General features: G+C 53.3%; 27 protein-coding genes. 15 read left to right on the top strand and 12 right to left on the bottom strand.

Annotated elements, in window-relative coordinates:
* Positions 1-185: 185 nt before the first annotated feature.
* The 3 genes from AC0IM9_RS18725 to AC0IM9_RS18715 all read left to right on the top strand — a co-directional run bounded on the left by AC0IM9_RS18725 (position 186) and on the right by AC0IM9_RS18715 (position 3,860).
* Complete coding sequence (locus tag AC0IM9_RS18725; protein ID WP_260839384.1) at positions 186-734, top strand: tautomerase family protein; 549 nt, start codon at positions 186-188, stop codon at positions 732-734.
* Between the two features lie 20 nt (positions 735-754).
* The gene (locus AC0IM9_RS18720; RefSeq protein ID WP_482804995.1) at positions 755-2,272 is read left to right on the top strand and encodes an NAD-dependent succinate-semialdehyde dehydrogenase; all 1,518 of its coding nucleotides are present in this window, start codon (positions 755-757) and stop codon (positions 2,270-2,272) included.
* Positions 2,273-2,387: 115 nt separating this feature from the next.
* A complete protein-coding gene (locus AC0IM9_RS18715; protein WP_482804994.1) occupies positions 2,388-3,860 on the top strand; it encodes an MATE family efflux transporter in 1,473 nt (490 codons plus the stop codon).
* Positions 3,861-3,956: 96 nt separating this feature from the next.
* Here the strand turns inward: AC0IM9_RS18715 and pmbA are convergent, their stop codons facing one another.
* The 6 genes from pmbA to AC0IM9_RS18685 are packed head-to-tail and all read right to left on the bottom strand — an operon-like array spanning position 3,957 to position 9,775.
* On the bottom strand, positions 3,957-5,288 hold the full coding sequence (pmbA, locus tag AC0IM9_RS18710) for a metalloprotease PmbA (RefSeq protein WP_482804993.1): 1,332 nt from the start codon (positions 5,286-5,288) through the stop codon (positions 3,957-3,959).
* 56 nt (positions 5,289-5,344) lie between these two features.
* Positions 5,345-6,781: a metalloprotease TldD gene (gene tldD / locus AC0IM9_RS18705; RefSeq protein ID WP_140913649.1), complete on the bottom strand. Its 1,437-nt coding sequence runs from the start codon at positions 6,779-6,781 to the stop codon at positions 5,345-5,347.
* Between the two features lie 36 nt (positions 6,782-6,817).
* Positions 6,818-7,282, bottom strand: coding sequence for a hypothetical protein (locus AC0IM9_RS18700; protein ID WP_482804992.1), 465 nt, complete (start codon positions 7,280-7,282; stop codon positions 6,818-6,820).
* Between the two features lie 11 nt (positions 7,283-7,293).
* Positions 7,294-8,151, bottom strand: a complete 858-nt coding sequence (locus tag AC0IM9_RS18695; RefSeq protein WP_482804991.1) for a 23S rRNA (adenine(2030)-N(6))-methyltransferase RlmJ — start codon at positions 8,149-8,151, stop codon at positions 7,294-7,296.
* A 38-nt stretch (positions 8,152-8,189) separates the two neighbouring features.
* On the bottom strand, positions 8,190-8,561 hold the full coding sequence (locus AC0IM9_RS18690; RefSeq protein WP_482804990.1) for a DMT family protein: 372 nt from the start codon (positions 8,559-8,561) through the stop codon (positions 8,190-8,192).
* A complete protein-coding gene (locus tag AC0IM9_RS18685; protein WP_482804989.1) occupies positions 8,537-9,775 on the bottom strand; it encodes a multifunctional CCA addition/repair protein in 1,239 nt (412 codons plus the stop codon). Before AC0IM9_RS18685 ends, AC0IM9_RS18690 begins: the two co-directional genes overlap by 25 nt.
* 427 nt (positions 9,776-10,202) lie before the next feature.
* Here AC0IM9_RS18685 and pqqA point away from each other — a divergent pair, with 427 nt between their 5' ends.
* From pqqA to pqqE, 6 genes are all read left to right on the top strand, one after another.
* Positions 10,203-10,277 carry a pyrroloquinoline quinone precursor peptide PqqA gene (gene pqqA, locus AC0IM9_RS18680; protein WP_054760176.1) on the top strand — a complete coding sequence of 25 codons (75 nt, stop codon included), beginning with the start codon at positions 10,203-10,205 and terminating at the stop codon, positions 10,275-10,277.
* Positions 10,278-10,382: 105 nt separating this feature from the next.
* Positions 10,383-11,294, top strand: coding sequence for a pyrroloquinoline quinone biosynthesis protein PqqB (pqqB, locus tag AC0IM9_RS18675; protein WP_482804988.1), 912 nt, complete (start codon positions 10,383-10,385; stop codon positions 11,292-11,294).
* Positions 11,295-11,306: 12 nt separating this feature from the next.
* Positions 11,307-12,035 (top strand): pyrroloquinoline-quinone synthase PqqC, encoded by a 729-nt coding sequence (gene pqqC, locus AC0IM9_RS18670; protein WP_482804987.1) that lies wholly within the window; start codon positions 11,307-11,309, stop codon positions 12,033-12,035.
* A 1-nt stretch (position 12,036) separates the two neighbouring features.
* A complete protein-coding gene (locus tag AC0IM9_RS18665) occupies positions 12,037-12,600 on the top strand; it encodes a Uma2 family endonuclease (RefSeq protein ID WP_482804986.1) in 564 nt (187 codons plus the stop codon).
* A gap of 33 nt (positions 12,601-12,633) precedes the next feature.
* Positions 12,634-12,906, top strand: coding sequence for a pyrroloquinoline quinone biosynthesis peptide chaperone PqqD (gene pqqD, locus AC0IM9_RS18660; protein ID WP_482804985.1), 273 nt, complete (start codon positions 12,634-12,636; stop codon positions 12,904-12,906).
* Complete coding sequence (pqqE, locus tag AC0IM9_RS18655) at positions 12,884-14,008, top strand: pyrroloquinoline quinone biosynthesis protein PqqE (RefSeq protein ID WP_482804984.1); 1,125 nt, start codon at positions 12,884-12,886, stop codon at positions 14,006-14,008. The genes pqqD and pqqE overlap by 23 nt, the downstream gene beginning before the upstream one ends.
* A gap of 30 nt (positions 14,009-14,038) precedes the next feature.
* Here pqqE and msbA read toward each other — a convergent pair whose 3' ends face one another.
* Positions 14,039-15,790, bottom strand: coding sequence for a lipid A export permease/ATP-binding protein MsbA (gene msbA / locus AC0IM9_RS18650; RefSeq protein ID WP_482805008.1), 1,752 nt, complete (start codon positions 15,788-15,790; stop codon positions 14,039-14,041).
* Between the two features lie 77 nt (positions 15,791-15,867).
* Between msbA and AC0IM9_RS18645 the strand changes: the two genes are divergently transcribed.
* The 6 genes from AC0IM9_RS18645 (at position 15,868) to AC0IM9_RS18620 (ending at position 22,100) form a co-directional block, all read left to right on the top strand.
* Positions 15,868-16,968, top strand: coding sequence for a glycosyltransferase family 9 protein (locus tag AC0IM9_RS18645; RefSeq protein ID WP_482804983.1), 1,101 nt, complete (start codon positions 15,868-15,870; stop codon positions 16,966-16,968).
* Between the two features lie 152 nt (positions 16,969-17,120).
* Entirely contained in the window at positions 17,121-18,059 is a 939-nt protein-coding gene (locus AC0IM9_RS18640; protein WP_482804982.1) for a hypothetical protein, read from the top strand.
* Between the two features lie 146 nt (positions 18,060-18,205).
* Positions 18,206-19,504 (top strand): O-antigen ligase family protein, encoded by a 1,299-nt coding sequence (locus tag AC0IM9_RS18635; RefSeq protein ID WP_482804981.1) that lies wholly within the window; start codon positions 18,206-18,208, stop codon positions 19,502-19,504.
* 29 nt (positions 19,505-19,533) lie between these two features.
* Positions 19,534-20,358 carry a glycosyltransferase family 2 protein gene (locus AC0IM9_RS18630; protein ID WP_482804980.1) on the top strand — a complete coding sequence of 275 codons (825 nt, stop codon included), beginning with the start codon at positions 19,534-19,536 and terminating at the stop codon, positions 20,356-20,358.
* Between the two features lie 78 nt (positions 20,359-20,436).
* Positions 20,437-21,243, top strand: a complete 807-nt coding sequence (locus AC0IM9_RS18625; RefSeq protein ID WP_482804979.1) for a glycosyltransferase family 2 protein — start codon at positions 20,437-20,439, stop codon at positions 21,241-21,243.
* Between the two features lie 8 nt (positions 21,244-21,251).
* Positions 21,252-22,100, top strand: coding sequence for a glycosyltransferase family 2 protein (locus AC0IM9_RS18620; RefSeq protein ID WP_140913635.1), 849 nt, complete (start codon positions 21,252-21,254; stop codon positions 22,098-22,100).
* Here AC0IM9_RS18620 and AC0IM9_RS18615 read toward each other — a convergent pair.
* The 5 genes from AC0IM9_RS18615 to motD form a co-directional block, all read right to left on the bottom strand.
* Positions 22,097-22,516 (bottom strand): DUF2802 domain-containing protein, encoded by a 420-nt coding sequence (locus AC0IM9_RS18615; RefSeq protein WP_482804978.1) that lies wholly within the window; start codon positions 22,514-22,516, stop codon positions 22,097-22,099. The genes AC0IM9_RS18620 and AC0IM9_RS18615 overlap by 4 nt on opposite strands.
* Positions 22,517-22,725: 209 nt before the next feature.
* Entirely contained in the window at positions 22,726-23,199 is a 474-nt protein-coding gene (locus AC0IM9_RS18610; protein WP_054760137.1) for a chemotaxis protein CheW, read from the bottom strand.
* Positions 23,200-23,223: 24 nt separating this feature from the next.
* A complete protein-coding gene (locus AC0IM9_RS18605; RefSeq protein WP_482804977.1) occupies positions 23,224-23,964 on the bottom strand; it encodes a chemotaxis protein CheW in 741 nt (246 codons plus the stop codon).
* Positions 23,961-24,764: a ParA family protein gene (locus AC0IM9_RS18600; RefSeq protein ID WP_445372424.1), complete on the bottom strand. Its 804-nt coding sequence runs from the start codon at positions 24,762-24,764 to the stop codon at positions 23,961-23,963. Before AC0IM9_RS18600 ends, AC0IM9_RS18605 begins: the two co-directional genes overlap by 4 nt.
* On the bottom strand, positions 24,761-25,654 hold the full coding sequence (gene motD / locus AC0IM9_RS18595) for a flagellar motor protein MotD (protein WP_482804976.1): 894 nt from the start codon (positions 25,652-25,654) through the stop codon (positions 24,761-24,763). The genes AC0IM9_RS18600 and motD overlap by 4 nt, the downstream gene beginning before the upstream one ends.
* Positions 25,655-25,660: the final 6 nt, after the last annotated feature.

Here is a 25,660-nt window from a genome sequence, read left to right as displayed (position 1 = left end):
CGTTTGGCATCAATTATTTTCATAGGCGCATGAATACAAAGCATTTTACCGCCTGCGGTCTCAGGCATAAATTTATCCCCGACGCAGCCACCGGCGCTTAGTTTTCCCCCCAAGGAATTTACAAGCCAACGCGGTGGCCCGTCTCCTTACTCTCAATCGTGCAGCAAGCGCGGAGTTTTGGCGGAATGCTGATTGAGAAAAACAAGGTGGTTAGCAAGATCACCAAAACTTACTCAAATATCAGGAGAATCATCATGCCTTTGTGGAAAGTCTATCATCCTACCAATGCGTTCAGTGCCGAAGACAAACAAGAATTGGCTGAGCAAATCACTAACGTCTATGCGGGCGTACCCATCCCAAGATTTTACGCCGTGGTCATTTTCGAAGAAGTGGCGAAAGGTAATTGCTTCGTCGGTGGCGTACGTAATGACAAGTTCGTTCGATTCAAGATCGACCAAATCGCCCGGACATTGCCTGGGCCTATCATACGAGAATGGTGGATGCGAACGCTTGACGAAGTCATTGCGCCTTTTGTGAAAGAGCGCGGATTCGATTGGGAAATTTCAATTGACGAAACCCCATTCGATCTTTGGTCGCTACAAGGCGAATTACCCCCGCCCTTCGAATCGATAGCCGAAAAACGTTGGGTTGCGGAAAACAAGGCCAGTCCTTACACATACCAAGAAAAACTACCCGCAGGCCACTTTTTACTGTCTCCAGGCGTAACCGGTTAGTTAATACGAGTGCCCCGTTCATGGTGAACCGGGCACTTTTTCCAAAATCATCGATACACGTTTCTGATCGCGCTATCGGTCTGGCTTTATGCCTCTTAGCAAGGCGGTATCGACTAAAACGAGATAGAAATATGGCTTATCAATCCATCAATCCCTCATCCGGCGAATTACTAGCATCTTATCCTGAACTATCCGATTCCGATCTTGAGCTTGCCATTGCGAAAGCCGATCAAGCCTATCGGGAGGCGTGGCGCCATTATTCGGTCGATGAACGCGCTAAGGTTCTGACGAAAGCAGCATCGATCCTGCTGGAAAGGAAAGAAGAGTACGCGCAATATTTGACGTTAGAAATGGGTAAACTCATTGGCGAGGCATACGCCGAAGTAGACATTACCGCCGGGATACTCCAGTACTACGCCAAAAATGCGAAAGCGTATCTTGCACCGAAAGCCTTGCCGGAAGCACCGACCGCCCAAGTATCGATCGAACCGATAGGGGTGATTCTGGGCATAGAGCCCTGGAATTTCCCTTATTACCAAGTTGCGCGCGTTGCTGGCCCACAATTGATGGCCGGCAACGTCTTATTGCTGAAACATGCGGAAAACGTCCCGCAGTCAGCACTGGCTTTAGCCAGGCTATTCGAAGACGCCGGCGCGCCGGCCGGTGTGTACACCAATCTATTCGCGACTATAGAACAAATCGGCCGCGTTATCGACGATTCGCGGGTGCGCGGCGTCACGATCACCGGTAGCGAAACTGCAGGTGCCGCCGTAGCGGGACGAGCTGGGCGGGCATTGAAAAAAGTCGTGGCGGAAATGGGCGGGAGTGATCCGCTGTTGGTACTGGAAGATGCTCCGCTAGAGTCCACTCTGGATAGCGCGTTGTTCGGGCGCATGTTCAACTGCGGCCAATGTTGCGTCGGCTCAAAACGCGTTATTGTGGTGGGACAAGCACGCGGCAAGGCTTTTCTGGAGGGTTTTGTCGAACGCATGTCGTCTTTGCACGCCGGCGATCCACTGAACCTGGCCACGACTTTGGCGCCGTTGTCCTCGGAAAAAGCGCTGAAGCTGTTACTCGATCAGATTGCTCAGGCCCAAGCAGGCGGTGCCAAAGTCGTACTCGGCGGCCAAAGAATCGATAGACCAGGCTATTTTCTTGAGCCTACCGTCATCACCGAAATAGACGCCAATAATCCGATCTATCAACAAGAACTGTTTGGCCCGGTCGCCGCCATTTACGTCGTTGAAAGCGAAGCGCAAGCCATTGCATTGGCCAACGCAACCTCGTTTGGACTCGGTGCATCCATTTTTACCGCCGATGTCGAACGCGGCCGTGCCGTCGCGGCGCAAATTGAAAGCGGCATGGTTTTTATCAATCAACCTGCCTGGACCGCCCCGGAACTGCCGTTTGGCGGTATCAAAAATTCGGGTTTTGGTCGTGAGTTATCGGAGCGCGGTTTTTACGAGTTTGTAAACGAAAAATTGGTAAATGTCGCACCGCCCGGCGCTTCGCCTTGGGGCCCGATCATCCCCGGTTAAATAAATCCCAAATGATGGAGAGCTAAAGGAGATTCCTTAATCCGCCAAGCGCAAAGAATGCGGAATTTGGTGTCTCCAGGCCAGACTTCATTCAAGATAACTTCTAAACCATTACATGAAAAAGCCAAGGCTTTCAACATTAAACGATCAGCCAATCCAGCACGGAAATAGCGATGATTGCTCACAGCTGAAAATCCAGTCCAAACTGATATCAAACCGGGAAAAACATGTGACGATGATCTTATCGGGCCCCTTGTTTCCAGTATTGGTTAAATTGGCATTGCCGACGGTTGGTGTCATGTTTCTGTCCGCAATAGTTAGCGTTGCAGAAACTTATTTTGTCAGTTCATTAGGGGTGGATTCGATTGCGGGTGCATCATTGGTGATACCGATGGTGATGTTGATGATCATGATGTCGAACGGAGGCATAGGCGGGGGCGTATCTTCCGCTATCGCTCGTGCCATCGGTGCCAGTGATATAGAAAGTGCGGAACGATTGGCCTATCACGCTACCTTGATAGGTATCGTGTTTGGGGGGCTATTTACCCTTGTGCTACTGGTATTTGGCCGCCCGATATACGCATCGCTGGGAGGAACCGGAGATGCCTTACAACAAGCGCTGCTTTATTCGGACATATTGTTTGGTTCGGCCACCATTAACTGGGTTTACATATTGCTGCAGTCTGCTTTACGAGGGGCAGGCAATGTCAAAGTGCCTGCGTTGATAACACTGGGAAATGTCTTAGCCTGCCTATTACTATCGCCCGTATTGATATTGGGACTATTGGGTACGCCGAAGTTAGGAATTGCAGGGGCTGGCTATGCCCAACTGATTTGCAATGCTGCCTCTCTGCTTTTAATTATTGGCTACATGCGCTCCTCAAGCAGTATTTTACGGTTACGGCGGCACCGAATTCGTTATCACTATTTCAAGCAAATTTTGGCCGTCGGCTTGCCGTCATCACTGAGTGCCATTTTTTCCAACTTGTCAGTTACCGCGATTACCTCGGTGGTCGGTGTTTTTGGCGTACCGGCCTTGGCTGGCTATGGCATTGCCTCGCGTATGGAGTATTTGCTAATACCGGTCATGTTTGGTTTTGGTACAGCGGTATTGACGATAGTGGGTACCAACATCGGCGCCGGCAATATCAAAAGAGCAAGGCAGGCGGCGTTACTTAATGCCCTGTTTGTTGGCGCTATGGTTGAGTTAGTGGGGCTATCCTTGGCATATAATCCAGGCATTTGGATGAACTTGTTCACTAGCTCGACGGATGTTCTGTTCGTTGGTGAAAAGTACCTAAAAGCAGTCGGGCCGGTGTACGGTATGGTTGCCTTTCTATTTGCGTTTTATTTTGCCGGGCAAGGCGCGGGCAAAGTGTTCTGGCCGATAACCGCAATTTTTACGCGCTTTGCATTCGCTGCATGCGGTTCCATCGTTGTATTTCTTTATCACCAGAACATGGATGTCCTTTTTTCCATTATAGCGATTGGGGCATTGATCTCAGGCATGCTAAGCGCAGCAAGCTTTTTAATGTTTTCTGGGAGGGCTAAGCAGATTGAAGTCCAAAGGTACGAAAACGTGCGTTAGCTGTTCGTATAGCCCTAAGGATTCATCCTCTGGCTCTCACGCCACCTTACCTGAATCTCTTGATTTATAAGGCACTGCTGCTTTCAAAGGCTAAGATTATTCGCCGGCAATCGCCATTTGCTCCAGCAAAATCGAGCCGACACGGATGTTGCCGCGCATATCCACGTCGTTGCCGATCGCCACGATATTTCGCAGCATGGACTTTAAATTGCCGGCAATGGTGATTTCTTGAACGGGGTATTGGATAACGCCATTTTCGACCCAAAACCCAGAAGCGCCGCGAGAATAATCGCCGGTCACTCGATTCACGCCCTGACCCATCAATTCGGTGACCAATAAACCGGTACCCAACAGCTGCAACATTTCGGCAAAATCGCGGTCGCCCGGCTCTACAATCAGATTATGTACCCCGCCGGCGTTACCCGTAGTCTGCATGCCCAGTTTGCGCGCCGAATAGGTGCTGAGTATGTAAGATTGCAAAACGCCGTTATTAACGATGTCTCGAGCCCGGGTCGCGACACCTTCCGCGTCGTAGCTCGCGCTTCCCAACGCCCGCTTTAACAACGGCTGCTCGTGTATCCGCACAAACTCCGGCAGAATTTGCTTTCCGAGGCTGTCCAATAGAAAAGATGACTTCCGGTACAGACTACCGCCGCTGATCGCGCCCAGCAACGCTCCGATCAAACTGGAGGCCATTTCCGGCGCAAACAACACCGGACATTGCCGGGTGCCGAGAGGCCGGGCGTCTATCCGCGCCAGCGTACGTTGCGCGGCTTTTTCGCCGACTTGTGCGGCAGCTTCCAGATCACTCGGGTTACGCGCCACACTATACCAATAGTCTCGCTGCATGGCGTCGCCGCTACCGGCGAGTACCGAGCAACTCAAGGAGTGCCGGCTGGACTGGTAACCCTGCAAAAAACCCAATGAATTGCCAAACACCCGTGTGCCCTGATGGGTATTGACTGAAGCGCCCTCGGAGTTGCTGATCACAGAGCTATAGCTGCGCGCCGCGTTTTCACACTCGATCGCCAGCTCGATAGCTTGCTCGGCATTGAGCTGCCAAGGATGGTTTAAATCGAGATCGGGAAATTCCGTAGCCAACCGCTCGGGATCGGGCAGGCCGGCAAACTCGTCTTCGCTGGCGTAGTGGGCGATACTGCATGCGGCTTTGACGGTTTCCTTCAACGATTCGCCGGAAATGTCATTGGTACTGGCAGAGCCCTTCCTTTTGCCGAAATACACCGTGACGCCAATGCCTTGATCGCAATGGTACTCCACGGTTTCCACTTCCCCGAGTCGAGCCGACACCGACAGCCCATTGTCCACGCTGAATGCCGCTTCTGCGGCAGTGGCTCCCTGTAGTTTGGCTTCGTCCAACAATTGTTGAACCACATTTTTCAAACGATTGATTTCTTCCTGATTTTGCACGGCAAATCTCTTGTTTAGTCGTTACGCGCACAAGCCGAATGGCTGCACCCTGTATTTCAGACGCTGGTACCGCCAACCGTTAAGCCGTCGATCTTCAACGTCGGCTGGCCCACGCCGACCGGAACGCTTTGGCCATCCTTGCCGCAAGTGCCGACGCCGCTATCCAGCGCCATGTCGTTGCCGACCATGGACACTTTGGTCAATACGTCGGGACCGTTGCCGATCAGCGTCGCCCCTTTCACCGGCCGGGTGATTTTGCCGTTTTCGATCAGGTACGCTTCGCTGGCCGAGAACACGAACTTGCCGGAAGTGATATCCACTTGACCGCCGCCGAAGTTGCGCGCGTACAGGCCTTTTTTCACCGAGGCGATAATCTCTTCCGGATCGCTCTGTCCTGGCAGCATGTAAGTGTTGGTCATGCGCGGCATCGGCAGATGGGCATAGGATTCGCGGCGGCCGTTACCGGTCGGCGCCACCCCCATCAACCGGGCATTCAGCTTATCCTGCATGTAGCCTTTCAGAATGCCCTTCTCGATCAACACGGTATTTTCAGTCGGCGTCCCTTCGTCGTCGATGTTCAACGAACCGCGCCGACCTTGCAACGTGCCGTCGTCCACCACGGTACACAGATCGGAAGCCACCCGCTCGCCGACTCGGCCGCTGAAAGCCGAAGTCCCTTTGCGATTGAAGTCCCCCTCCAAGCCATGGCCGATGGCCTCGTGCAACAAAATCCCCGGCCAGCCGGAACCCAGAACCACGGTCATATTACCCGCGGGGGCTTCCTCAGCCTGCAAGTTGACTTGCGCCTGACGGACCGCTTCTTTGCCGTATTCCAGGCCGCGGTCGCTCTCCAGAAAATAGGAATAGTCGCAGCGGCCGCCGCCGCCCATACTGCCTTGCTCGCGCCGGCCGTTTTCGGCCATGATCACCGTGACATTCATTCGCACCAGCGGCCGAATGTCGGCCGCCAACGAGCCGTCTTGATTCGCGATCAGCACGTGGTCATAGGCAGCAATCAGACTGACCATGACTTCTTCGATGCGCGAATCCAACTTTCGGGTTTCCCGATCGACGCGCATCAACAGTTCGATTTTTTGCCGATCGTCCAAAGACTTTAAAGGATTCACGGGGCGGTACAGACACGGCGCTGCGCGAAAGGTATCCACCTTGCGCTGCGCCTGTTGACCATGGCGGACAATGGCTTTCACGTTATTGGCCGCTTCCAGCAAAATCGGCAACTCGATCCGGTCGCTGTAGGCAAATCCGGTTTTATCGCCGCTGACGGCGCGCACCCCGGCGCCGTGCTCGATCGAATGACTGCCTTCCTTGATGATCCCGCCCTCCAAAGACCAGGATTCGAAGTGGCTAGACTGAAAATAGATATCGGCGGCATCGACCGGCGCGCTCAGCAACGCGGACATGACTCGATCGATATCCTGAGTTTGCAGGCCGTTGCCGGCCAAAATGGATTGCTTGACTTGTTCTAATGGCATCAGATAGCTCGAAACGGGATGGTAAAGCGCGTCCGGCTACATCACGAAAAACGACGCGATGTAAGCGACGAGCAATGCGGTTAGTGCGAGGGTCACTTTGTTACGCGTCGTGAGCGACAACCAATACAGATGCAACTCGGTTTTGCGCCGGACCCAGATATTCAGTAGCCGTTGCTTCAAAAAAGCGTGTAACCGTGGCAGAGTCTTCCACAATTTGTAAAATCCGAAACCGAAAATCGAGAGCAGGATGTAAAACGTCACGACCTGACTGCCGTGGCGATCGGATTCGAACAAATATTCGACAATTTCGCCGATATCCAATATGTGAAAAACCAACTCGACCGCTTCTTCGATTCCCAACTCGACGTATTCGAAAGCCACGTGCAGAGCTTCGAACAGCAGATGCATCAATTCTCCCAGCAATTCCAGCGTCACGTCGTACATGACCAGCGCCAAAACGATGCAACCGACGACGATCAGGTCGAGATTCTTCTTCAACATGGCTAATTCCGCTACGCGCCGTCCGCGCCGGTCTCGGGTGCTGTCCACTCGACTTTCCAACGTCCTGCGCCGTCGGCCAGAACCCGGTCCAACCAAGGCAGCAGCTTTTCTGCTTGGCTTGCCAGCAACCACGGCGGATTGATAAACAGCATGCCAGACCCCGTCATTCCTCTTCCAGCACCGTCTTCGGCAACACAATGTTCGATGCGTAACTGTTTGGGAATACCGCTTCCGGCCAGTTTACCGATGAAAGCTTCGGTTGCGGCCCGCTCGATAACGGGATACCAGACCGCAAAGATTCCGGTGGCGAAATGCCGATGGCCACTGACCAGAGCAGCGACCACTTTTTTATATTCGTCTCTCATCTCGTAACTGGGGTCGATCAAAATCAATCCGCGGCGCTGAATCGGCGGCAGCTTTTTCGGCAACATTTGCAGGCCGTCTTCCTTACTGACGCTTACCTGTTTGTCCCCGGCGAACAATTGCTGCAGCGCGGCAACATCGGAGCCGTGCAATTCCGACAATAATAACCGATCTTGGGGGCGGACCAAGCGCTTCACCAATTGCGGAGAACCGGGATAACGCGCCAATTGCCTGCCGGTATTTTCGGCGCGCACCGCCGCCAGATAATCGTGCAACTCGGTGGGAGGCTCAGGCTCGCGCCACACCCTGGAGATACCTTGCCGATACTCGCCGGTCTTTTCGGCGAATTCCGATTTAAATGAGTACTTGCCGGCGCCGGCGTGAGTATCGATGTAAACAAAAGGCTTGGACTTTTGTTTTAACGCCGCAACGGTCAAGGCCAGCAGGCTATGTTTTAAAACATCGGCAAAATTGCCGGCGTGAAAACCGTGTCGGTAACTGAGCATATTTGGATATCCGTGGTGCCGGCGGCTGCCGTATACGTTTAATTGAATTTGGCCCTGAAGATAAAAAACACTGCCCCGAGCAAACACAATCCGGCCCAGAGATAGTCCAGTTTCAACGGCTCCTTCATGTAGTACACCGAGAACGGCACGAACACGCCCAACGCGATCACCTCCTGCATAATCTTCAACTGGCCCAGGCTAAGCGAGCTATAGCCGATGCGATTCGCCGGAACTTGCAACAGGTACTCGAACAAAGCCACGCCCCAGCTCAGGAGCGCCGCCACCAACCAAGGCTGGCCATTCAACTCCTTCAAGTGCGCGTACCAGGCAAAAGTCATAAACACGTTACTGCAAACGAGAAGGCCGGCGGAAATCAGCACGGCATTCATGAAACGGCCGATTGGTAGCATTTCTTAAAATCGTCGACGGCTTGTATCCGCGACCGGCGGATCGCCGCCCCGATCTGTTCGCCTTGCAGCCCTTGCCGCAAGGCCGCTCCAGTATCTACTCCGGCAGCCGCCGCGGCGGCGCCACGAATGTATTCGGCTTGAGGATAACTGCGGTCTTCGAAACCGCTGCGTCCTCTGGCATCCGCCTCGCAGGCCGACAAAAACTCGTCGAGCCGATTTCCCGGTTTGAAGGCAGCTATCGCTTGCAACATATCGGTCAAGGTATCCGAACGTAGTTCCAGAGCCCTATGGCAATGCGTGTGATATTCCATGACTTGCATGCTCAAACTTTTGAAGGGTTTGGGAACCCGCAAACGTTCGCAAAAGCGCTCCAACACCCGTAAACCTTTTTTTTCGTGACCGTGGTGACTGGGCCAATGCTCTCTGGGCGTCAAAGCCTTGCCCAAATCGTGCAACAGCGCCGCCAAACGCACCTCGGCTTTCGCAGACAGACGAACGGCTTGCTCCAGCACCATTAAGGCATGTACACCGGTATCGATTTCCGGATGGTATTTTTCCGGTTGCGGTACACCGAACAGGGCATCGATTTCGGGGAACACAACGCCCAGTGCACCGCAGTCCCGCAAAACTTGAAAAAACGCCTGAGGCGTACGCTCCAACAGTGCTTTATGCAGCTCCGCCCAGACCCGCTCCGACACTAAGTAATCAGCCTCGCCGGCAGCAACCATATGCTTCATTAACATCATGGTTTCGTCAGCCACGCGAAATCCCAGATGCGCGTAGCGTGCGGCAAAGCGTGCCGCACGTAAAATCCGAACGGGATCTTCACTAAACGCGGGAGATACATGCCGCAACAGCTTTTGCTCTAAATCAAGCCGGCCGCAAAACGGATCGATCAGTACGCCATCGTCGCCGATTGCCATCGCGTTGATCGTCAAATCGCGCCGCTGCAGATCTTCTTCCAAGGTCACGTCAGGATCGGCATGCACGGCAAAGCCTTTATACCCCATGCCGGTTTTGCGCTCGGTCCTGGCCAAAGCATATTCTTCGTGGGTTTCCGGATGCAAAAATACCGGAAAGTCTTTTCCTACCGGCCGAAAACCGCGCGCCACCATCGCCTCGGCCGTTTCGCCGACCACCAGCCAATCGCGCTCCTCGACCGGATAATCCAGTAAACGATCACGCACCGCGCCGCCGACCAGATATGTTTTCATACCCAACAAATCCGCACTTAAAAAACGCACAGTATAAATGAGTCGCCAGCATAGCGTCCGGCTTATTCCACCTGCGGAAATCTCGGAAAACGCCACCGAGAGTGATTCAGCCCTAGCCTCATACGCCGACTTTCGCTGAGCTGTTAATCTCCCCAACCAGCCCGGACCTTTTTTCTACACCAGCGAATCAAATACGCGAGCCCCGACTCAGCCCAACGGGCAAAACCTTTCCTTGCCGGATACGGCTTCCAAGGCATTGCAAGCGGCGTAACCAACCGGGAACTTTTCGGAACGAAAACAGCTCGGAATCGTGCCGATAGTCTCGAATCCGCTTAGTTGCGCAAAGAAAAACTTCATCGTATACTTCGGCGCAGCTTTCTCGACCAAGCTATCGCACACAACAACAAAACCTCTGGAGGGTATACAAATGAAATGGGAAACACCAGCTTACAACGACATGCGTTTCGGTTTTGAAGTTACCATGTACATCTACAACCGTTAATTATTACGGTTGACCACAAAAAGGGGCAAATTCCTGCCCCTTTTTTTTGCCTGGCGTTTTTCAATCCCGTATCATGCGGCGCTCGTTCATCAATCCGAATCCGACATGAAAATCAGAGTTCTCGGCGCCGGCGCCGGCGGCGGCTTCCCGCAATGGAATTGCAATTGCGACAACTGCGGCCGTTACCGCAGAGGCGAATTTAACGGCAAGGCCCGCACCCAATCCTCGATCGCGATCAGCACCGACAACCGCAACTGGCTGCTGTTCAATACTTCGCCCGACATCCGCGCCCAACTGGAAGCGTTTCCGGCGATTCAGCCCAAAGAAGGCATTCGCGATACCGGCATTAAGGCCGTCCTGCTGATCGACAGCCAGATCGACCACACCACCGGCATGCTGATGCTGCGCGAAGGCAAGCCCTTGAACGTGTATTGCACCGAGATGGTTCGACAAGATTTGACGACCGGCTTTCCGCTGTTCACGATGCTGAAGGATTACTGCACCGTCAACCATCATCCGATTGCCTGCGACGAAACGCCGTTCGAAATTCCCGGCATCGACGACATCCGCATCTACGCCCATGCCTTAAAAAGCAAGGCGCCGCCCTATTCGCCCCACCGCCACGATCCGCACGACGGCGATAATATCGGCGTGATCGTCGAGCAAATCTCGACCGGTAAAAAGCTGTATTACTCGCCTGGCCTAGGCGAAATCGAACCGCACGTATTCAAGGCCATGCAAAACGTTGACTGCCTGATGGTGGACGGCACCTTCTGGACCGACGACGAAATGGTCACGCGCGGCATCAGCCAGAAACGCGCCCGCGAGATCGGCCACTTACCTCAATTCGGCCCCGGCGGCATGATCGAAGTTCTCAACGGGGTACCCAAGGCCCGTAAGATTTTGATACATATCAACAACACCAACCCGATTCTCGACGAAGATTCGCCGGAGCGTAAGACGCTGGCTGCCAACGGCATAGAAGTGGCTTACGACGGTTTGGAAATCGACTTATAACAAAGGTGTTACATGACTGCTGATAATCAACCCTGGAGCCGCGAAGAATTCGAAGCCAAATTGCGCGGCATGGAAAAGTACTACCACATTCATCACCCGATGCATGTGCTGATGAACGAAGGCAAGCTGACCAAGCAACAATTGCAAGGCTGGGTCGCCAACCGTTTTTATTACCAGGTGATGATTCCGATCAAGGACGCCAACATCATGGCCAATTGCCCGGACCGCGAAACCCGCGCCAAATGGGTGCAGCGTATTCTGGACCACGACGGCCACCCCGGCGATGCCGGCGGCATTGAGGCCTGGATACAACTTGGTATCGCAGTGGGTTTGAGTCGCGAGGACATTACATCACTGAAACATGTGCTGCCCGGCGTGCGTTTTGCCGTGGACGCCTACGTCAATTTCGCCCGCCGCGCCGAATGGCACGAAGCCGCCAGCTCGTCGCTGACGGAACTATTCGCGCCGAAAATCCATCAACAGCGCCTGGACAACTGGCCGGACGTCTATCCGTGGGTCGAACCGGAAGGTTATGCTTACTTCCGTAAACGCTTGACCGAGGCGCGCCGCGACGTTGAACATGGTCTTGAATTGACTTTGGATTGGTACAAGACCCGCGAGCAACAAGAGCGTATGCTGGACATCCTGAAATTCAAGCTTGACGTGTTATGGACCATGGCCGACGCGATGTATCTGGCCTACGTCGCCAACATGCCACCCTATTTCAATATCGAGCAATAACATGCAAACCGCCGAGCGACTACGTTTCAGTGCCGAAGATTACCTGGCTTGGGAAGCAACCCAGGCCGAGAAGCATGAATTCGTCGCCGGCGAGGTGTTTGCCATGGTCGGCGCGCGGCAGGATCATGTTGTCGTCAGCCTCAACATCGCCTCAGCCTTGAAACAGCGCTTGCGCGGCAGGCCGTGCCGCACTTACATGGCTGACTTAAAACTAAAGGTCGAAACCGCCGACGCCTTTTTTTACCCTGATGTAATGGTTTCTTGCCATCCAGGCGACCTAGGTAACCAACAGTACATCTCGAATCCGTCGCTAATCGTCGAAGTGTTGTCCGACTCCACCGCCGACTACGACCGCGGCGGCAAGTTCGTCGCCTACCGCAAGCTGGATTCGCTGAAGGAATACCTGATCGTCGATATCGAAGCCCGCCGCGTGGAATGTTTCCGCCGCACCGTCGACAACGACTGGCTATTGCACGATTATATCGGCGAAGCCGATTGCGAATTGACCAGCCTTGGCCTGAACCTGCCGATGGCGGAAATTTTTGAAGACATCGAAGCCGCGTAAACCGGCAATCACCTTTTCCAAATCCGAAGCCCAATGACGATCAACCCCGACCAAATCCTGCAATTCTCGCCGCTGCACCGCCTGCAATGGGAAGAAGCCCAGCAAAAATACGTGATTCTTTACCCGGAAGGCATGGTCGAACTGAACCAAAGCTCGGCGGAAATCCTCAAGCTGTGCGACGGCGTCCATAACCCGACACAAATCGTCGCCGAACTGGAAGCCAAATTCGAAACCAGCGGCTTGAGCAACGACATCCACAACTTTCTGAACATCGCCCTGCAAAATGGCTGGATCAAACAAGGCTGACATTACCCCGCCGCGCTGGCTGCTGGCGGAACTGAGCTACAAATGCCCGCTACAATGCCCGTATTGCTCTAATCCGCTGGACTACGCCAAATATCCTGAAGAACTAAGCACCGACGACTGGAAGCGGGTACTCAGTCAAGCCCGAAAAATGGGCGCGGTGCAACTGGGCTTTTCCGGCGGCGAGCCGCTCACCCGCCAAGACTTGGTAGAGCTGGTGGGCCATGCCCGCGAGCTGGGTTATTACTCCAATCTGATCACCTCCGGCTACGGCCTGACCGAACAGAAAATCGTCGATTTGAAACAGGCCGGCCTCGATCACATCCAGATCAGCATCCAGGCCAGCACCCAGGAACTGAACGACCACATCGCCGGCACCGCGACCTACGAGCAAAAACAGGAAGTCGCACGTTTAATCAAGAAACACGGCTACCCGATGGTGTTGTGCGTGGTGATTCACCGCGAAAACATCCACCAAATGCCGCAAATTCTGGAAATGGCCGAAAACCTCGGCGCCGATTATCTGGAACTGGCCAATACCCAATACTACGGCTGGGCCCACATCAACCGCGATGCGCTGCTGCCGACCAGAGAACAGTTCGAGGAAGCCGAGAAAATTGCCCAGGCCTATAAAGAAAAAGTCGCCGGCAAAATGAAGATTTATTACGTGGTGCCGGATTATTACGAAGACCGTCCGAAAGCCTGCATGAACGGCTGGGGCACCACCTTTCTAACCATCGCCCCGGACGGCACCGCTTTGCCTTGCCATTCTGCTCGCGAGCTGCCGGGCCTGGAGTGTCCCAACGTCAAGGATTACAGCATCGAACACATCTGGAACGAATCGAAAACCTTCAACTTCTTCCGCGGCACCGATTGGATGCAGGAGCCTTGCCGCAGTTGCGACGAAAAACACAAGGACTTCGGCGGTTGCCGCTGTCAGGCCTATTTGTTTAATGGCGACATGTACAGCACCGATCCGGTTTGCTCCAAATCGCCGGAGCGGCATCGCATAGACGAAGCAATCGCCTCAGCCCGCGCCGCGTCGTTGCCCGGCAACGAAAAGCCGCTGGTGTTCCGTAATTCCAAAAACTCGCGGCAGTTTTAATAGCCCAAGATTGCTCAGCCGATGCCCAGTTCAGGTTTCGGCGGCGCCGGAGGAGGTCACATCCTGAAATTGCATCTTGTGCAATTTCGCATAGGCGCCGTCCTCCCTCGCCAGCAAATCCCGATGGGAGCCTTGTTCGACGATTCGCCCCTTATCCATCACCAATATCACATCGGCATTTTCGATAGTCGACAGACGGTGCGCTACCACTAAGGTCGTCCGGCCTTGCATCACCCGATTTAATGCCGCTTGAATATAGCGTTCCGATTCGGTATCCAGCGCCGAGGTGGCTTCGTCCAGAATCAGAATCGGCGCATCCTTCAACAAAGCGCGGGCGAGTGCCAGACGCTGGCGCTGGCCGCCGGACAATTTCACGCCGTTCTCGCCGATCTCGGTATCCAGGCCCTGCGGCATGCGGGCAATGAAATCCATCGCATAAGCGTCGATCGCCGCCTGTTCGACTTTCTGCCGGTCAGCACCCTGCAGACCGCCATAGGCTATGTTGTTGGCAACAGAGGCATTAAACAACGTGACGTTCTGAGTCACCAGCGCGATTTGCCGACGCAGGCTGTCCAACCGATACCGCTTCAGTTCGACGCCGTCGATCAGAATTTCGCCTTCCGCATAATCGTAAAAACGCGGCAACAGATTGATCAACGTGCTTTTACCGCCGCCGGAAGCACCCACCAAGGCCACGGTCTGTCCGGGCTCAATGGTCAGATCGATGCCATTCAGAGCGGGCGTGTCGCTGCCGGGATAACGAAAACTTAAATTCCGAAATTCGATTCGACCTTGGCAGCGATCAATCTCTACATCGCCCTCATCAATCTCCGCCGGCTCGTCCAGCACCTCGAACAACGACTCGGCGGCGGCGATGCCGCGCAGGATTTCGGAATTGGCGTCACTCAATTGGCGGATCGGTTTAGGCAACAAAAAGGCTGCAGTAAAGAAACCAACGAACTCACCAGGGCTGGATGACTTCATCATGATCAAGGCCAGATACATCATGCCGGCCAAGGCAAAGGAAATCACCAATTGCATCAACGGATTGTTCAGCGAAATCGTCATCATCAACTTGCGGTGCTGGGCCCGGTTTTCCAGACTCGCGGCTTTAAAGCGCTGCCGCTCGTAAGGCTCGCCGACAAAGCTTTTGACGATGCGGTTACCGGCCACGGTTTCCGAGGTTATTTGGGTCAAGTCGCCGACGGTATCTTGCATATTGCGGCTCAAACGTTTTAAGCGTTTACCTACATAGCGCACCATCGTCGCCACCACCGGCGCCAGCGCCAGGAACACCAGCGACAATTGCCAATTGGTATAAGCCAGATAAGCCAGCAGTCCCAGCGCGGTAAAGCCCTCCCGCACGAAGGAACGGATCGAATCGGACGTCGCTCTGGTCACTTCGCCGATGTTATTGGTGATCCGCGAAATCATATAGCCGCTGTTGTGGCTATCGAAATACTGGACCGACAGGCGCGTATATTGGTTGAAGATTTCGCAGCGCAATTTATGAATCAGATTGCCGGAGATCCTTGCTAGATAGTAGTTCCCCAAAAAAGAGCCGATGCCGCGTACCAGAAACAGCACCACAAACGCCAGCGGCAAATATTGGATGCTCGAACGGTCCGGAGCACCGAAGCTGTCTATGATGCGTTGAATGATCATCACCACAGCCGGCTCGGTACCGGCATAAATCGCAAAGCCAACTGCCACCAGCAAAAACAAGCGCCAGTAGGGCAGCACGAACTTCAGCAAGCGCCGGTAAACCTGGCTATCGGTCATCGTGCGTTGCGAATTTTGTAACGTGTCCAATATATTTACCTTTAAAATGTGCGCTTATGTCGATCAACCAGCGCTCAATGCCAAACCAAAAGCCGCTCAATATACATCCGAAACGCATTTTAGTAATAACCTTGCGTTACTTGGGCGACACTTTACTGGTTACCCCGCTGATTGGCGCTTTGAAACAAGCCTATACGGATGCCGAAATCGACGTATTGCTGCCCGCCGCCAACGCCGGCATGCTGGAAGGCAACCCGGATATCCGCCAATTGATCCGACTGCCGAGCAAACCTAGCCTGGGCCAATTCGTAAAACTGCTGTTCAGCGTCCGCCGCAACTATGATTTGGCGATCTCCACCCAAGCCGGCGACCGCCCGACCTTGATCGCGCGTGCCGCGGGCAAGACGGCGCTCGGTTTTGTGCCGGACGAAGCAGGTAAAGCTTGGTGGAAAAATCTGTTGCTGGACCGAACGCTGGTATTCGGCGCCGATTACGATCATGCCGTATTGGAAAACCTGCGCTTCTGCAGGGTGTTGAACATCGAACCCAGCTACCGGTTAACCCCGCCGCGCAGTTCAAAGCCAATGCCGCATCCGCCAACAAAACCTTACGTCGTACTGCACACCATGCCGCAATGGCGCTACAAGCAGTGGCACCGCGACGGTTGGCTTAGCCTAATGGAATTTTTGAATCGGTCAGGCTACCAAGTGGTACTGACCGGTAGCAGACAACCGGCCGAATTGGAAAGCTTGCGTGAACTGCAACAACACTTGGCCTTCCCTGTAACCAATATGGCCGGCCAACTGTCCCTGGCTCAGTTGGCGGAATTGATCGCGCAAGCAGCGCTGTTTATCGGGCCGGATACCGGTATCACCCATCTCGCTGCCGCCACCGGCACCCAAACCATCGCTCTATACGGCCCGACCGATCCGAAAAAATGGGCTCCGTGGCCTTACGGCTACGCCGACCACAACAGCCCGTTTGCCAAGGTTGGCAGCAAACGCATCGCTAACGTTTACTTGTTGCAGGGATTTTCCGAGCGCAACTGCGTCCCATGCCAACTGGAGGGGTGCGACCGCCACCGCAATAGCCACAGCGAATGCCTGGACCGGCTGCCGGCAGATAAAGTCATCGACACCGTTGCCGGGGTTTTGAGGCAAAACCGCCCAAGCATATAAGATGCCAGGCGTTGCCGTTTGGCCTCCATTTACCGTACCAATCGGATAAACTTTATTCACAACCATGTAAAGTTTGATTGCAACAATCGACCCTACAGATAATCACAGTGACCAGATTTAATAAAATATTAGTCGTATGCCCGGCAGGTGCCGTGACCGGCGGACCTGAAGCTTTACACCAGTTGGTCGATCACATGAACCGGCTTGGCTTGCCGGCGTACATTACTTATTTGCCGTTCGATCAGGCGGCAAGCACACCGGAGCCCTACCTGCGATATACGGCCCCGGTAGCGAATTACGAAGATGCGGCCGGCAACCTGATTATTTTTCCGGAGGTTTATCCGCAATTAGCCGATAAAGTACGCCATGCCAAAGCGGCAATCTGGTGGTTGTCGCTGGAAAACTTTCTGGAACGGCGCCATATCTGGCCACTACACGATAAGGTGCGTTATATAAAACGCGTATTTCAAGGACGACGGCCACTAAGGGGGGCAAAATCCTTGAAGCATATGATCCATTTCTCGCAGACCCAACACGCAACCGAATATCTCTATCAGTGCGGCATCGAACCGATACCGTTGATCGACTCCATCAACGAAGATTTTTTGAACGATAACCATCTGGCGTACACCAGCACCAAACGGGACATCATCCTGTACAACCCGAATAAAGGTAAGAAGGTAACGGATAAATTGATTGCGGCGAATCCGCAATGGCAATTCGTCCCGCTCAAAGGACTTGACCGCGAGCAATTGTCGCAACAGTTGTATGCGGCGAAACTCTACATCGACTTCGGTCACCATCCGGGCCGAGACCGGATGCCGAGGGAAGCGGCTATGCACGGCTGCTGCCTGATCACCGGCGTCCTAGGATCGGCCGGTAACGATGTCGACCTGCCAATCCCCAGGCGCTATAAATTGGATAGCTCTGAAGCCGGATTCGTGGCGGAATTTTCAAAATTGGCCGCAGACATATTGGCCGATTTTACAACTCATAACCGCAACTTCGACAGCTATCGCGCATACTTAAAAAGCGAACCCAATATTTTTCGAAAGCAAATAGCCGACTATTTTTTAGAGAAACAAAAATAACCTTCCAGCCGGCCCGATATTGCGGATACCGAGTTTAGTACTATAAGTATGGGCCACACCGAACCAAATTCACCAAATTCTGACTCAGCAGAACAATAACAAAAGGCCAGGTCTTGGATAATATATACAGCGTAATGCAAAAACCAATGCGAAAAATCGATATAACTCGCAACCAGTTTATCGAAAATCCCATGCTATCTTGGTTTGATTGGCCGGTTATCGTATTAACCGCCAGCAGCATCATTGCTTATTTATCGGTCCGAAGCTGGACCAATATTACAGTTTTCCTATTGTTAATCCCTGCGCTTGTTTTTTTTAAGAAGGCATGGAACGGCGCCAGCAGCGAAAAACATATAAACTCGATATTGCCGTTCGTTGTCGTTATGACATTACCGATGCTGGCAATATTCATCAGCCAAACATTAAGACAAGAATGGGCACTTAAACCCTACGACGGCCCGTTCCGGATATTGCTTTGCATTCCGGTATTGTTCTATTTTTTACATATAAAACTTAACTTTTCCAAAATCGTTACTCTTTCAGCGCCAATCGCATTGTTCATTTTGATTCCGGTCGTTTATTCTCACCCGGAGGTATTGGAACGCTGGATCGGCAGATTCGCCACGCCGGCTGTAGACCCCACCGAATTCGGTACCTATACCTTGGTTTTGACAGCCTTTTGTTTGTTCAGCATAGAAACCCAAGCCGATAAACTTAGCCTCAAACTCTTGGTGTACCAAATTGCCGGAGCCCTGGCCGGCATTTATCTGCTTCTGGGTTCCGGCACACGCGGCAGCTGGATTGCAATACCGCCTTTACTGGTTTTATGGGTGGTTTTAAACCGGAACAATTTACCGCGTAAAACTCTGTGTTATCTGGGGTTTCTGACCGTTACCGGGTTCGCCGTTATTTGTTTATTAAAGCCTTATACTCTCGACAGAATATTCAGCGGCATTTACGAACTGAGCTCCTGGCTCAACGGCAGTAACACCGAAACCTCAACCGGCTTGCGACTGACGATGTGGCAAATAACCTGGGAGCTCTTCAAACATAACCCCTTAAAAGGATATGGCGACCACAATTTTCAAGCGTATCTCCATGCGCCTTGGATAGGAGCGTTTGCCAGCAACGAAGCGACCGAGACCATGCTTTATAACGGTCCACATAACGAACTACTGGCAAATTTAGTGCGCTCGGGAGTGATGGGCGGGATTTCCGTAGTGGGTTTATTCTTGGTTCCTCTTACAATTTTCTGGCGAAACAGATACATGGAAAAGTCAAAATTTGCCAGCCACTTAGGCCTGGCGTACGTCGGCAGCCTGATTTTATGTAGTATCAGCAGCGAAGTGCTGACCTTTAAATACACCAGTTCCTTTTACGGCCTGATCATCGCCGGAATTTCGGCGCAAATCATATCGGCCCAAACCCAAACCCCGCGCGATTAACATTTGCCTGCTCCCTATCATTCGAACGCATGAAACCCGATAAATACGCCATCACTTTCGCCTGTTACAACCAAATCGACTATACACGCCAATGCATCGACAGCATGGTCAGACACGGCTTGGATCTAAAACGCTTGGTGATCGTGGATAACGGGTCCAGCGACGGCACGTGCGATTATCTGAGCACACTGGATCTCGGCGGATTGATCCTGAACAAATCCAACCTCGGCTGCGGTGTGGCCTGGAACCAGGGCGCCCTGGCGCTCCAGGCGGAATGGACCGTAGTGATGAATAACGATGTGCTGGTCAGCGCCAATTGGCTGGAAAACCTGATCGAAACCGCCGAGCAAAATCGGCTGAAAATCATTTCACCGGCATTGGTGGAAGGCAAGCTGGATTACGACTTCGACGAGTTTGCCGGCCATGCCTCGCTAAAAATGATCAATGCGCTACGTCTGAGCGGAAAACATGCCGTCTGTTTGGCAATCCACGCTTCAGTCTGGCGCGAAATCGGCTATTTTCAACCGGTACCCAAATTACTCGGCTACGAAGATACGCTGTTTTTCCACGAGGCCGAGAAAGCCGGCATTGCTTGTGCGATCACCGGCGCATCCTGGCTACACCATTACGGGTCGGTAACCCAAACCGCGATGAAGCAGGAACGGGGCTTATCCGACAAACAAGGCTTGGGCAACCGCTACAATTACCGTCTGCTGCAGCAAAGCTGGCTGGAACGGAAATTAAAGAAAATGGCCCGTATCCGCCAAGCCAATCAATGGCGTGACAGCGAACTGGCGCAATTCGGCATGACCATGCATGGCATTCGGCTCAACGGCGACTTTAACTGGCAATAGCGTGGCATTGACCAACATGCGCTACCAAGCCTTAGACCTTAGCTCAAAGCACCATCAATAGATTTTTACGGCCACGTTATGACAGAAACATCCGCCAATCACGTTCAAACCGGGCCTCGTTCGAAACTGAGCGTCTACATCATCGCCTATAACGAGGCCGACAAAATCGCCGCCGCGGTGCAGAGCGTGCTGTGGGCGGACGAAGTGCTGGTGCTTGACTCGAACAGCACCGACAGCACTGCGACAATAGCCGCCGACTTGGGTGCGACCGTGCAACAAATCCCGTTCACAACCTTCGGTAAGTTGCGTAACGACGCAATTGCCGCCTGCAGCCACGACTGGGTGTTCAGCCTGGACGCCGACGAACGCTGCACGTCGGAGGCAAGGGCCGAAATCGAGCGCCTGTTATCCGCTCCCGAGGCCGATGCTTACTATGTACCGCGCCGCAACTGGTTCATGGGCCGCTGGATCGAGCATTGCGGCTGGTATCCGGATTATCGGCAACCGCAGTTATTCCGCAAGCAAGCCATGGTTTTCGACGATCATGCCGAAGTTCACGAAGGCTTCACGGTAAACGGCAAAATTGGCTATTTCAATTCGGCGATCATCCAGGTGCCGTTTCTGAATCTGGAACAACTAATACACAAGATGCAGCGCTATTCGACACTAGGGGCACGCAAATTGGAACGTGCGGGTAAACACCCGACTATGACGACGGCTCTGTTGCACGGCTTATGGGCGTTCTTTCGAATTTACGTCTTAAAACTCGGCTTTCTCGACGGCTGGGCCGGATTCGTCTTGGCACTGGGCAATTTCGAGGGCACCTTTTACCGCTACGCAAAAGCAGCTACCGCGACAATGAATTGGACGCCTGACGAGCGATAAACCAAGCCATGTCGCAAGCCCCGCAATTGATTTCCGTCATCGTCACCACCTACAACCGGCCTCCTGCTTTGCTTGCTTGTTTGCGCAGCCTGCAAGACCAATTGGATAGAAATTTCGAAGTCCTAGTCGCGGATGATGGGTCTGGCGAAGCCACCCGCCAGCTAATCGAGCGGGAAGGTAAGGCCAGCCCGATACCGATCCGCCACATCTGGCATGAAGACAAGGGCTTCCGCGCCGGCACCATTCGCAATAAGGCGGCGGCTAATGCCAACGGTGACTATCTAATATTTATGGACGGCGATTGCATCGCCTTTCCGAGTTTTATCGCACGACACCGGCTGCTGGCCGAAACCGGGTATTTCGTGCCCGGCAACCGATTGCTCATCAACGCCCAGGGTACCGAAGATGCCTTGAACGGCAACGCGGCGTTACACATCAAGCCATTGGTCTTTTTCATCGGCTTATGGCTCAAACGGCAACTAAACCGCTTGCTACCCTTGATCAACCTACCGTTGCACGCTTGGCGTTACCTCAATCCATACGGTTGGGAAAAAGCCATGACCTGCAACCTTGCGTTGTGGAAATCCGATTTTCTGGCCGTTAACGGTTTCGATGAAAAGTTCGAAGGGTGGGGATATGAAGATTCCGATTTGGTGATTCGCTTGATTCACTTCGGCTGCAAACGCAAGGAGGGCCGCTTTGCCGTGCCGGTGCTACACCTTTGGCATCCCTACAACGACAGAAGCCAGCACGACCAAAATTATCGGCGGCTGTTGGAACGAGTTGCCGATCCGCGAATCATTCTTGCCGAACGCGGCGTCAGGCAACATTTGGAAGAAATAAACGATAGCCGTTAACGCTTACTACCACCGTGCAGGCGCATCAACAACAAAGCCTCATCTCGGGTCAGGCCGCAATCTCTGACTAATTCGTCTATCTCGGCCCCACGGCGAATTTTTTGGATGACATCTTCGTACCCTTGAGCTGAAGCAGGCTCATCCTGGACGGAATGGTGCTGATACGGCGCAGCAGGAGCCGGTCTGTTCACTCGATCCGCAATCGTGTCAAGCCGATTGTCGTTGGCCGCCAACCTACGGTCTACCGCGACGGCAGCCGAACACAACCCCGCCAGATCCTCGTTGCTGCGCCGCAAACGCTCTTGCAAAAGCTTGAGCTCCTGCTCCAGCCGTTTTTGGTTACCGATCAGGCGCAGTAACACGGCCAAGGTAACCAACACGCTTGCCGCCAAACCCCAAACTAAGTAATCGGTCATTACACTATTTCGTCTATGTGCTCGGCGGGACCTTGGTTCGCATCGTTTTGGCCGCGCTCTGCCTTTGCGCGCGGCGGCCGTTTATCCGGGTTACGCTTGTCGCGCGGCTCTCGTTCCACTTTCAAGGGCGCAGTTACCGGCGGATAAGCTGTTATCGGCGCGATCTCTGTCATAAAGCCCTCCCACCCTATTCAGCCGGTAGCTTCCTACTAAAACATATCCAACTCAGCCTTCTCGTCGTCACTGAGGAATTTGTTCAAATCCACCAAGATCAACAGCTGGTTATCGCGACTAGTCACGCCTTGAATATACTTTGAGCTTTCTTCGTTACCGACGTTAGGGGCGGTTTCGATTTCCGATGCGCGCATCTCTACCACTTCGGCCACGCTGTCCACCAAGATACCGATAATATGCCGATCAGTTTCGATAATCACCACCCGGGAGGCATCGTCAGTCTCTTTCGACGGCAAACCGAACCGGTTGCGGGTATCGATCACGGTAACCACGTTGCCGCGCAAATTGATAATTCCCAGAACGTAGGAAGGAGCACCCGGTACCGGCGCAATCTCGGTAATCCGCAATACCTCCTGAACCTGCATCACATTGATACCGTACTTTTCATCGCCCAGACAAAAAGTCACCCATTGCATCACTGGATCGCCTTGTTTTCTATCTTCACTCATCTTGTTCATCCAAAGGCAGTTAAATTATTTTCGATGTGGCACCAATTGTTTAACATCGACAATTGCTGTCAGTTCGTCTATTACCGTACCGATTAACCACGGCTTTTTTTGCCTGGCCGTGCGCCAACGAACACCGTCCGGCTTGACTCTACCGATAGACAATATTTCGTCGCAGATCAAACCCCATCTCTTGTCCTGCGTAATCAAGATGCGGCTAGCGGGAGAATCTTCGAAATTTCGCATCCTGGCGCGGCTTTTACCGAAGATTAACTGGCTGGTATCCAACACGCCGATCCGGCTGTCGTGTTCGTCGACCAACCCCAGGAACCAGGAAGGCTGGCCGGGAATTTGGCTGGGCCTGCGATCGATTTTGATCGTTCGAGCCAATTCAACCAGTGGAGTAGCCAATATCAGCTGGTCGACTTTGAAAAACAACGCTTGAAACTCGTACTGCGACCAATCCGGCATTACCGACAACGCTTGAAGTTTAGCCGGATTTTCAGTGGCGACAAGCGTGGTTCTAGGTCGAACCTTTCGCGTCGGAACCACTTTTTCCAATGGCCGCACCACCGGCTGCGGCAGCGTCACCCCGGCAAGTGGTTTGGAAGACGGCGTTGCAACGATTACCGGTTTTTCTGCGGGCTTAGCTAGCGCCTCAAGCTCAAAATTTGCGTCCGCATCGGGTACGTCGTCGAGTAGGGTCTGCAGATATACGTCAAGCGCAAGTTGCTGTTTGACGATACTGGGAGGAGATTTTTGCTTCATGAACGCGGCGCCAAGGTTTTGTCTCCACTTTTCTCAAGCAATAACAATTCCAACAATTCGGTATAGGCTTCGGCTGCCCGCGCATTTTTATCCAACAGCGGCAGCGGCGCCCCCGCTTGGCTGGCATCCCTGACCTTGGTGTCCACTGGGATCACCGACCGCCAAGCATTTTCCGGATATTGCTGGTACAACGCTGCCAAGCTATCGCGGGCGGCCTTGGTCCGCTTATCGAACATGGTCGGCACGATGGTGAACTTGGGCGGAGTTTTACGCGAGTGAAACACCATTTTGATGGTATGCACCATCCGATCCAAACCTTTAAGCGCCAAAAATTCGGCCAACACCGGAATCACCAGATGGTCGCAAGCCGCCAAGGCGTTGATCATCAGCACACCCAACATCGGCGGGCTGTCGATAATCACGTAATCGTAGCGGTCGTCCATTTTGTGTAGTGCGGTCGAAACGACCAAGCCCATTCCGCCGATCGCCGCTACCTGCCGATCCAATGTCGCGATCGCCGTAGCGGCCGGCAACACGTCGATACCGTCGAAGCGGGTCTTGGCGACATACACCTGGGGATCGATATTCTTCTTCTTTTCGCTGGCATCGAGAAACAGATTGTAAACGCCCAACTCGACTTCTTCGGGGTTGATCCCAAAATAACTGCTCAAGGAGCCGTGCGGGTCTAAATCCACCAGTAAAGTCCGGAACCCCCAGGAGGATAGCAAGCCTCCCAGCGTCACCACGGTAGTCGTTTTGCCGACGCCGCCTTTTTGATTGGAAACAGACCAGATCTTCATAATTGTGGTACCGGTGCCGCCGGTGCGCTTTCGATAATGGGCTCGGGCGTTGGCGTTGACGAGTCCGACTGCGGCGCCAAATTCAATGCTCTGGCTCGCTCGTCGTCCGACATGCCATAACGGGCAAAGGCTTGCGACATCAAAACCAACACCACCCGACGATTCTTGAACCGCCCGTCTTCATCTTTGTTATCGGCAATAGGATGGAATTCTCCATAGCCGACCGCCGATAAACGCGTGGCCGGGATATTATTTTTCACCAACTCCTTAACCACACTGGTGGCGCGCGCCGAGGACAGGTCCCAATTAGACGGATATATTCCGCTGGAAATCGGCACATTGTCGGTGTACCCCTCAACGTTTATGACATTTGGCACGTCGCGGACCACTTCCGCCACCTTGGCCAGCACCGGAAGGGCTTTACTCGATAATTCAGCCTTACCGCTGGCGAAGAGCAATTCGCTATTCATCTCCAGCTCGACCCAAAAATCGTGCTTTTTAATACCAACCAGTTTGCTCTCGACGTAAGGCTGCAAAGCCCCCTGAAATTGTTCGGAAACCTCGCTCAACCGCTGCTTTTCCTGCAATATTTCTTCGCTGAGTTCGCGCTCTTCTGCGGTAGCCAGATTTGGCAGCTCGATCGGCTGGATCGCGGTGGGAATGGTGCCGATTTGGATCGGCTCCGCTTCCTTCTCCACTTTATCGTTGTGAAATAATGCCTGATCCAACGATTCGGAAAATGTCTCGTATTTGCCTTTGTTGACCGACGAAATCGAATACATCACGACGAAAAACGCAAACAACAAGGTGACAAAATCGGCGTACGACACCATCCAGCGGTCATGGTTGTCGGTCGGTAACGAAGATTTAACGCGTTTGCGCCGGCTCATGTCCAA

The organism is Methylomonas sp. Uni0011 (assembly GCF_056850255.1).
This window is presented reverse-complemented; position numbering and strand designations above follow the sequence as displayed.

Excerpts from the sequence above, each read along its gene's own strand:
- AC0IM9_RS18615 (WP_482804978.1), bottom strand. The coding sequence starts at position 22,516 with ATGACCGATTACTTAGTTTGGGGTTTGGCGGCAAGCGTGTTGGTTACC.
- msbA (WP_482805008.1), bottom strand. The coding sequence starts at position 15,790 with ATGACCGATAGCCAGGTTTACCGGCGCTTGCTGAAGTTCGTGCTGCCC.
- AC0IM9_RS18695 (WP_482804991.1), bottom strand. The coding sequence starts at position 8,151 with ATGCTCAGTTACCGACACGGTTTTCACGCCGGCAATTTTGCCGATGTT.
- AC0IM9_RS18720 (WP_482804995.1), top strand. The coding sequence starts at position 755 with ATGGTGAACCGGGCACTTTTTCCAAAATCATCGATACACGTTTCTGAT.
- AC0IM9_RS18635 (WP_482804981.1), top strand. The coding sequence starts at position 18,206 with ATGCGAAAAATCGATATAACTCGCAACCAGTTTATCGAAAATCCCATG.
- AC0IM9_RS18645 (WP_482804983.1), top strand. The coding sequence starts at position 15,868 with ATGCCAAACCAAAAGCCGCTCAATATACATCCGAAACGCATTTTAGTA.
- AC0IM9_RS18605 (WP_482804977.1), bottom strand. The coding sequence starts at position 23,964 with ATGAAGCAAAAATCTCCTCCCAGTATCGTCAAACAGCAACTTGCGCTT.
- AC0IM9_RS18625 (WP_482804979.1), top strand. The coding sequence starts at position 20,437 with ATGACAGAAACATCCGCCAATCACGTTCAAACCGGGCCTCGTTCGAAA.
- AC0IM9_RS18665 (WP_482804986.1), top strand. The coding sequence starts at position 12,037 with ATGCAAACCGCCGAGCGACTACGTTTCAGTGCCGAAGATTACCTGGCT.
- AC0IM9_RS18600 (WP_445372424.1), bottom strand. The coding sequence starts at position 24,764 with ATGAAGATCTGGTCTGTTTCCAATCAAAAAGGCGGCGTCGGCAAAACG.
- AC0IM9_RS18630 (WP_482804980.1), top strand. The coding sequence starts at position 19,534 with ATGAAACCCGATAAATACGCCATCACTTTCGCCTGTTACAACCAAATC.
- AC0IM9_RS18725 (WP_260839384.1), top strand. The coding sequence starts at position 186 with ATGCTGATTGAGAAAAACAAGGTGGTTAGCAAGATCACCAAAACTTAC.
- AC0IM9_RS18685 (WP_482804989.1), bottom strand. The coding sequence starts at position 9,775 with ATGAAAACATATCTGGTCGGCGGCGCGGTGCGTGATCGTTTACTGGAT.
- pqqE (WP_482804984.1), top strand. The coding sequence starts at position 12,884 with ATGGCTGGATCAAACAAGGCTGACATTACCCCGCCGCGCTGGCTGCTG.
- AC0IM9_RS18715 (WP_482804994.1), top strand. The coding sequence starts at position 2,388 with ATGAAAAAGCCAAGGCTTTCAACATTAAACGATCAGCCAATCCAGCAC.
- tldD (WP_140913649.1), bottom strand. The coding sequence starts at position 6,781 with ATGCCATTAGAACAAGTCAAGCAATCCATTTTGGCCGGCAACGGCCTG.
- pqqD (WP_482804985.1), top strand. The coding sequence starts at position 12,634 with ATGACGATCAACCCCGACCAAATCCTGCAATTCTCGCCGCTGCACCGC.
- AC0IM9_RS18700 (WP_482804992.1), bottom strand. The coding sequence starts at position 7,282 with ATGTTGAAGAAGAATCTCGACCTGATCGTCGTCGGTTGCATCGTTTTG.
- AC0IM9_RS18690 (WP_482804990.1), bottom strand. The coding sequence starts at position 8,561 with ATGCTACCAATCGGCCGTTTCATGAATGCCGTGCTGATTTCCGCCGGC.
- AC0IM9_RS18610 (WP_054760137.1), bottom strand. The coding sequence starts at position 23,199 with ATGAGTGAAGATAGAAAACAAGGCGATCCAGTGATGCAATGGGTGACT.
- pqqB (WP_482804988.1), top strand. The coding sequence starts at position 10,383 with ATGAAAATCAGAGTTCTCGGCGCCGGCGCCGGCGGCGGCTTCCCGCAA.
- AC0IM9_RS18620 (WP_140913635.1), top strand. The coding sequence starts at position 21,252 with ATGTCGCAAGCCCCGCAATTGATTTCCGTCATCGTCACCACCTACAAC.
- pqqC (WP_482804987.1), top strand. The coding sequence starts at position 11,307 with ATGACTGCTGATAATCAACCCTGGAGCCGCGAAGAATTCGAAGCCAAA.
- motD (WP_482804976.1), bottom strand. The coding sequence starts at position 25,654 with ATGAGCCGGCGCAAACGCGTTAAATCTTCGTTACCGACCGACAACCAT.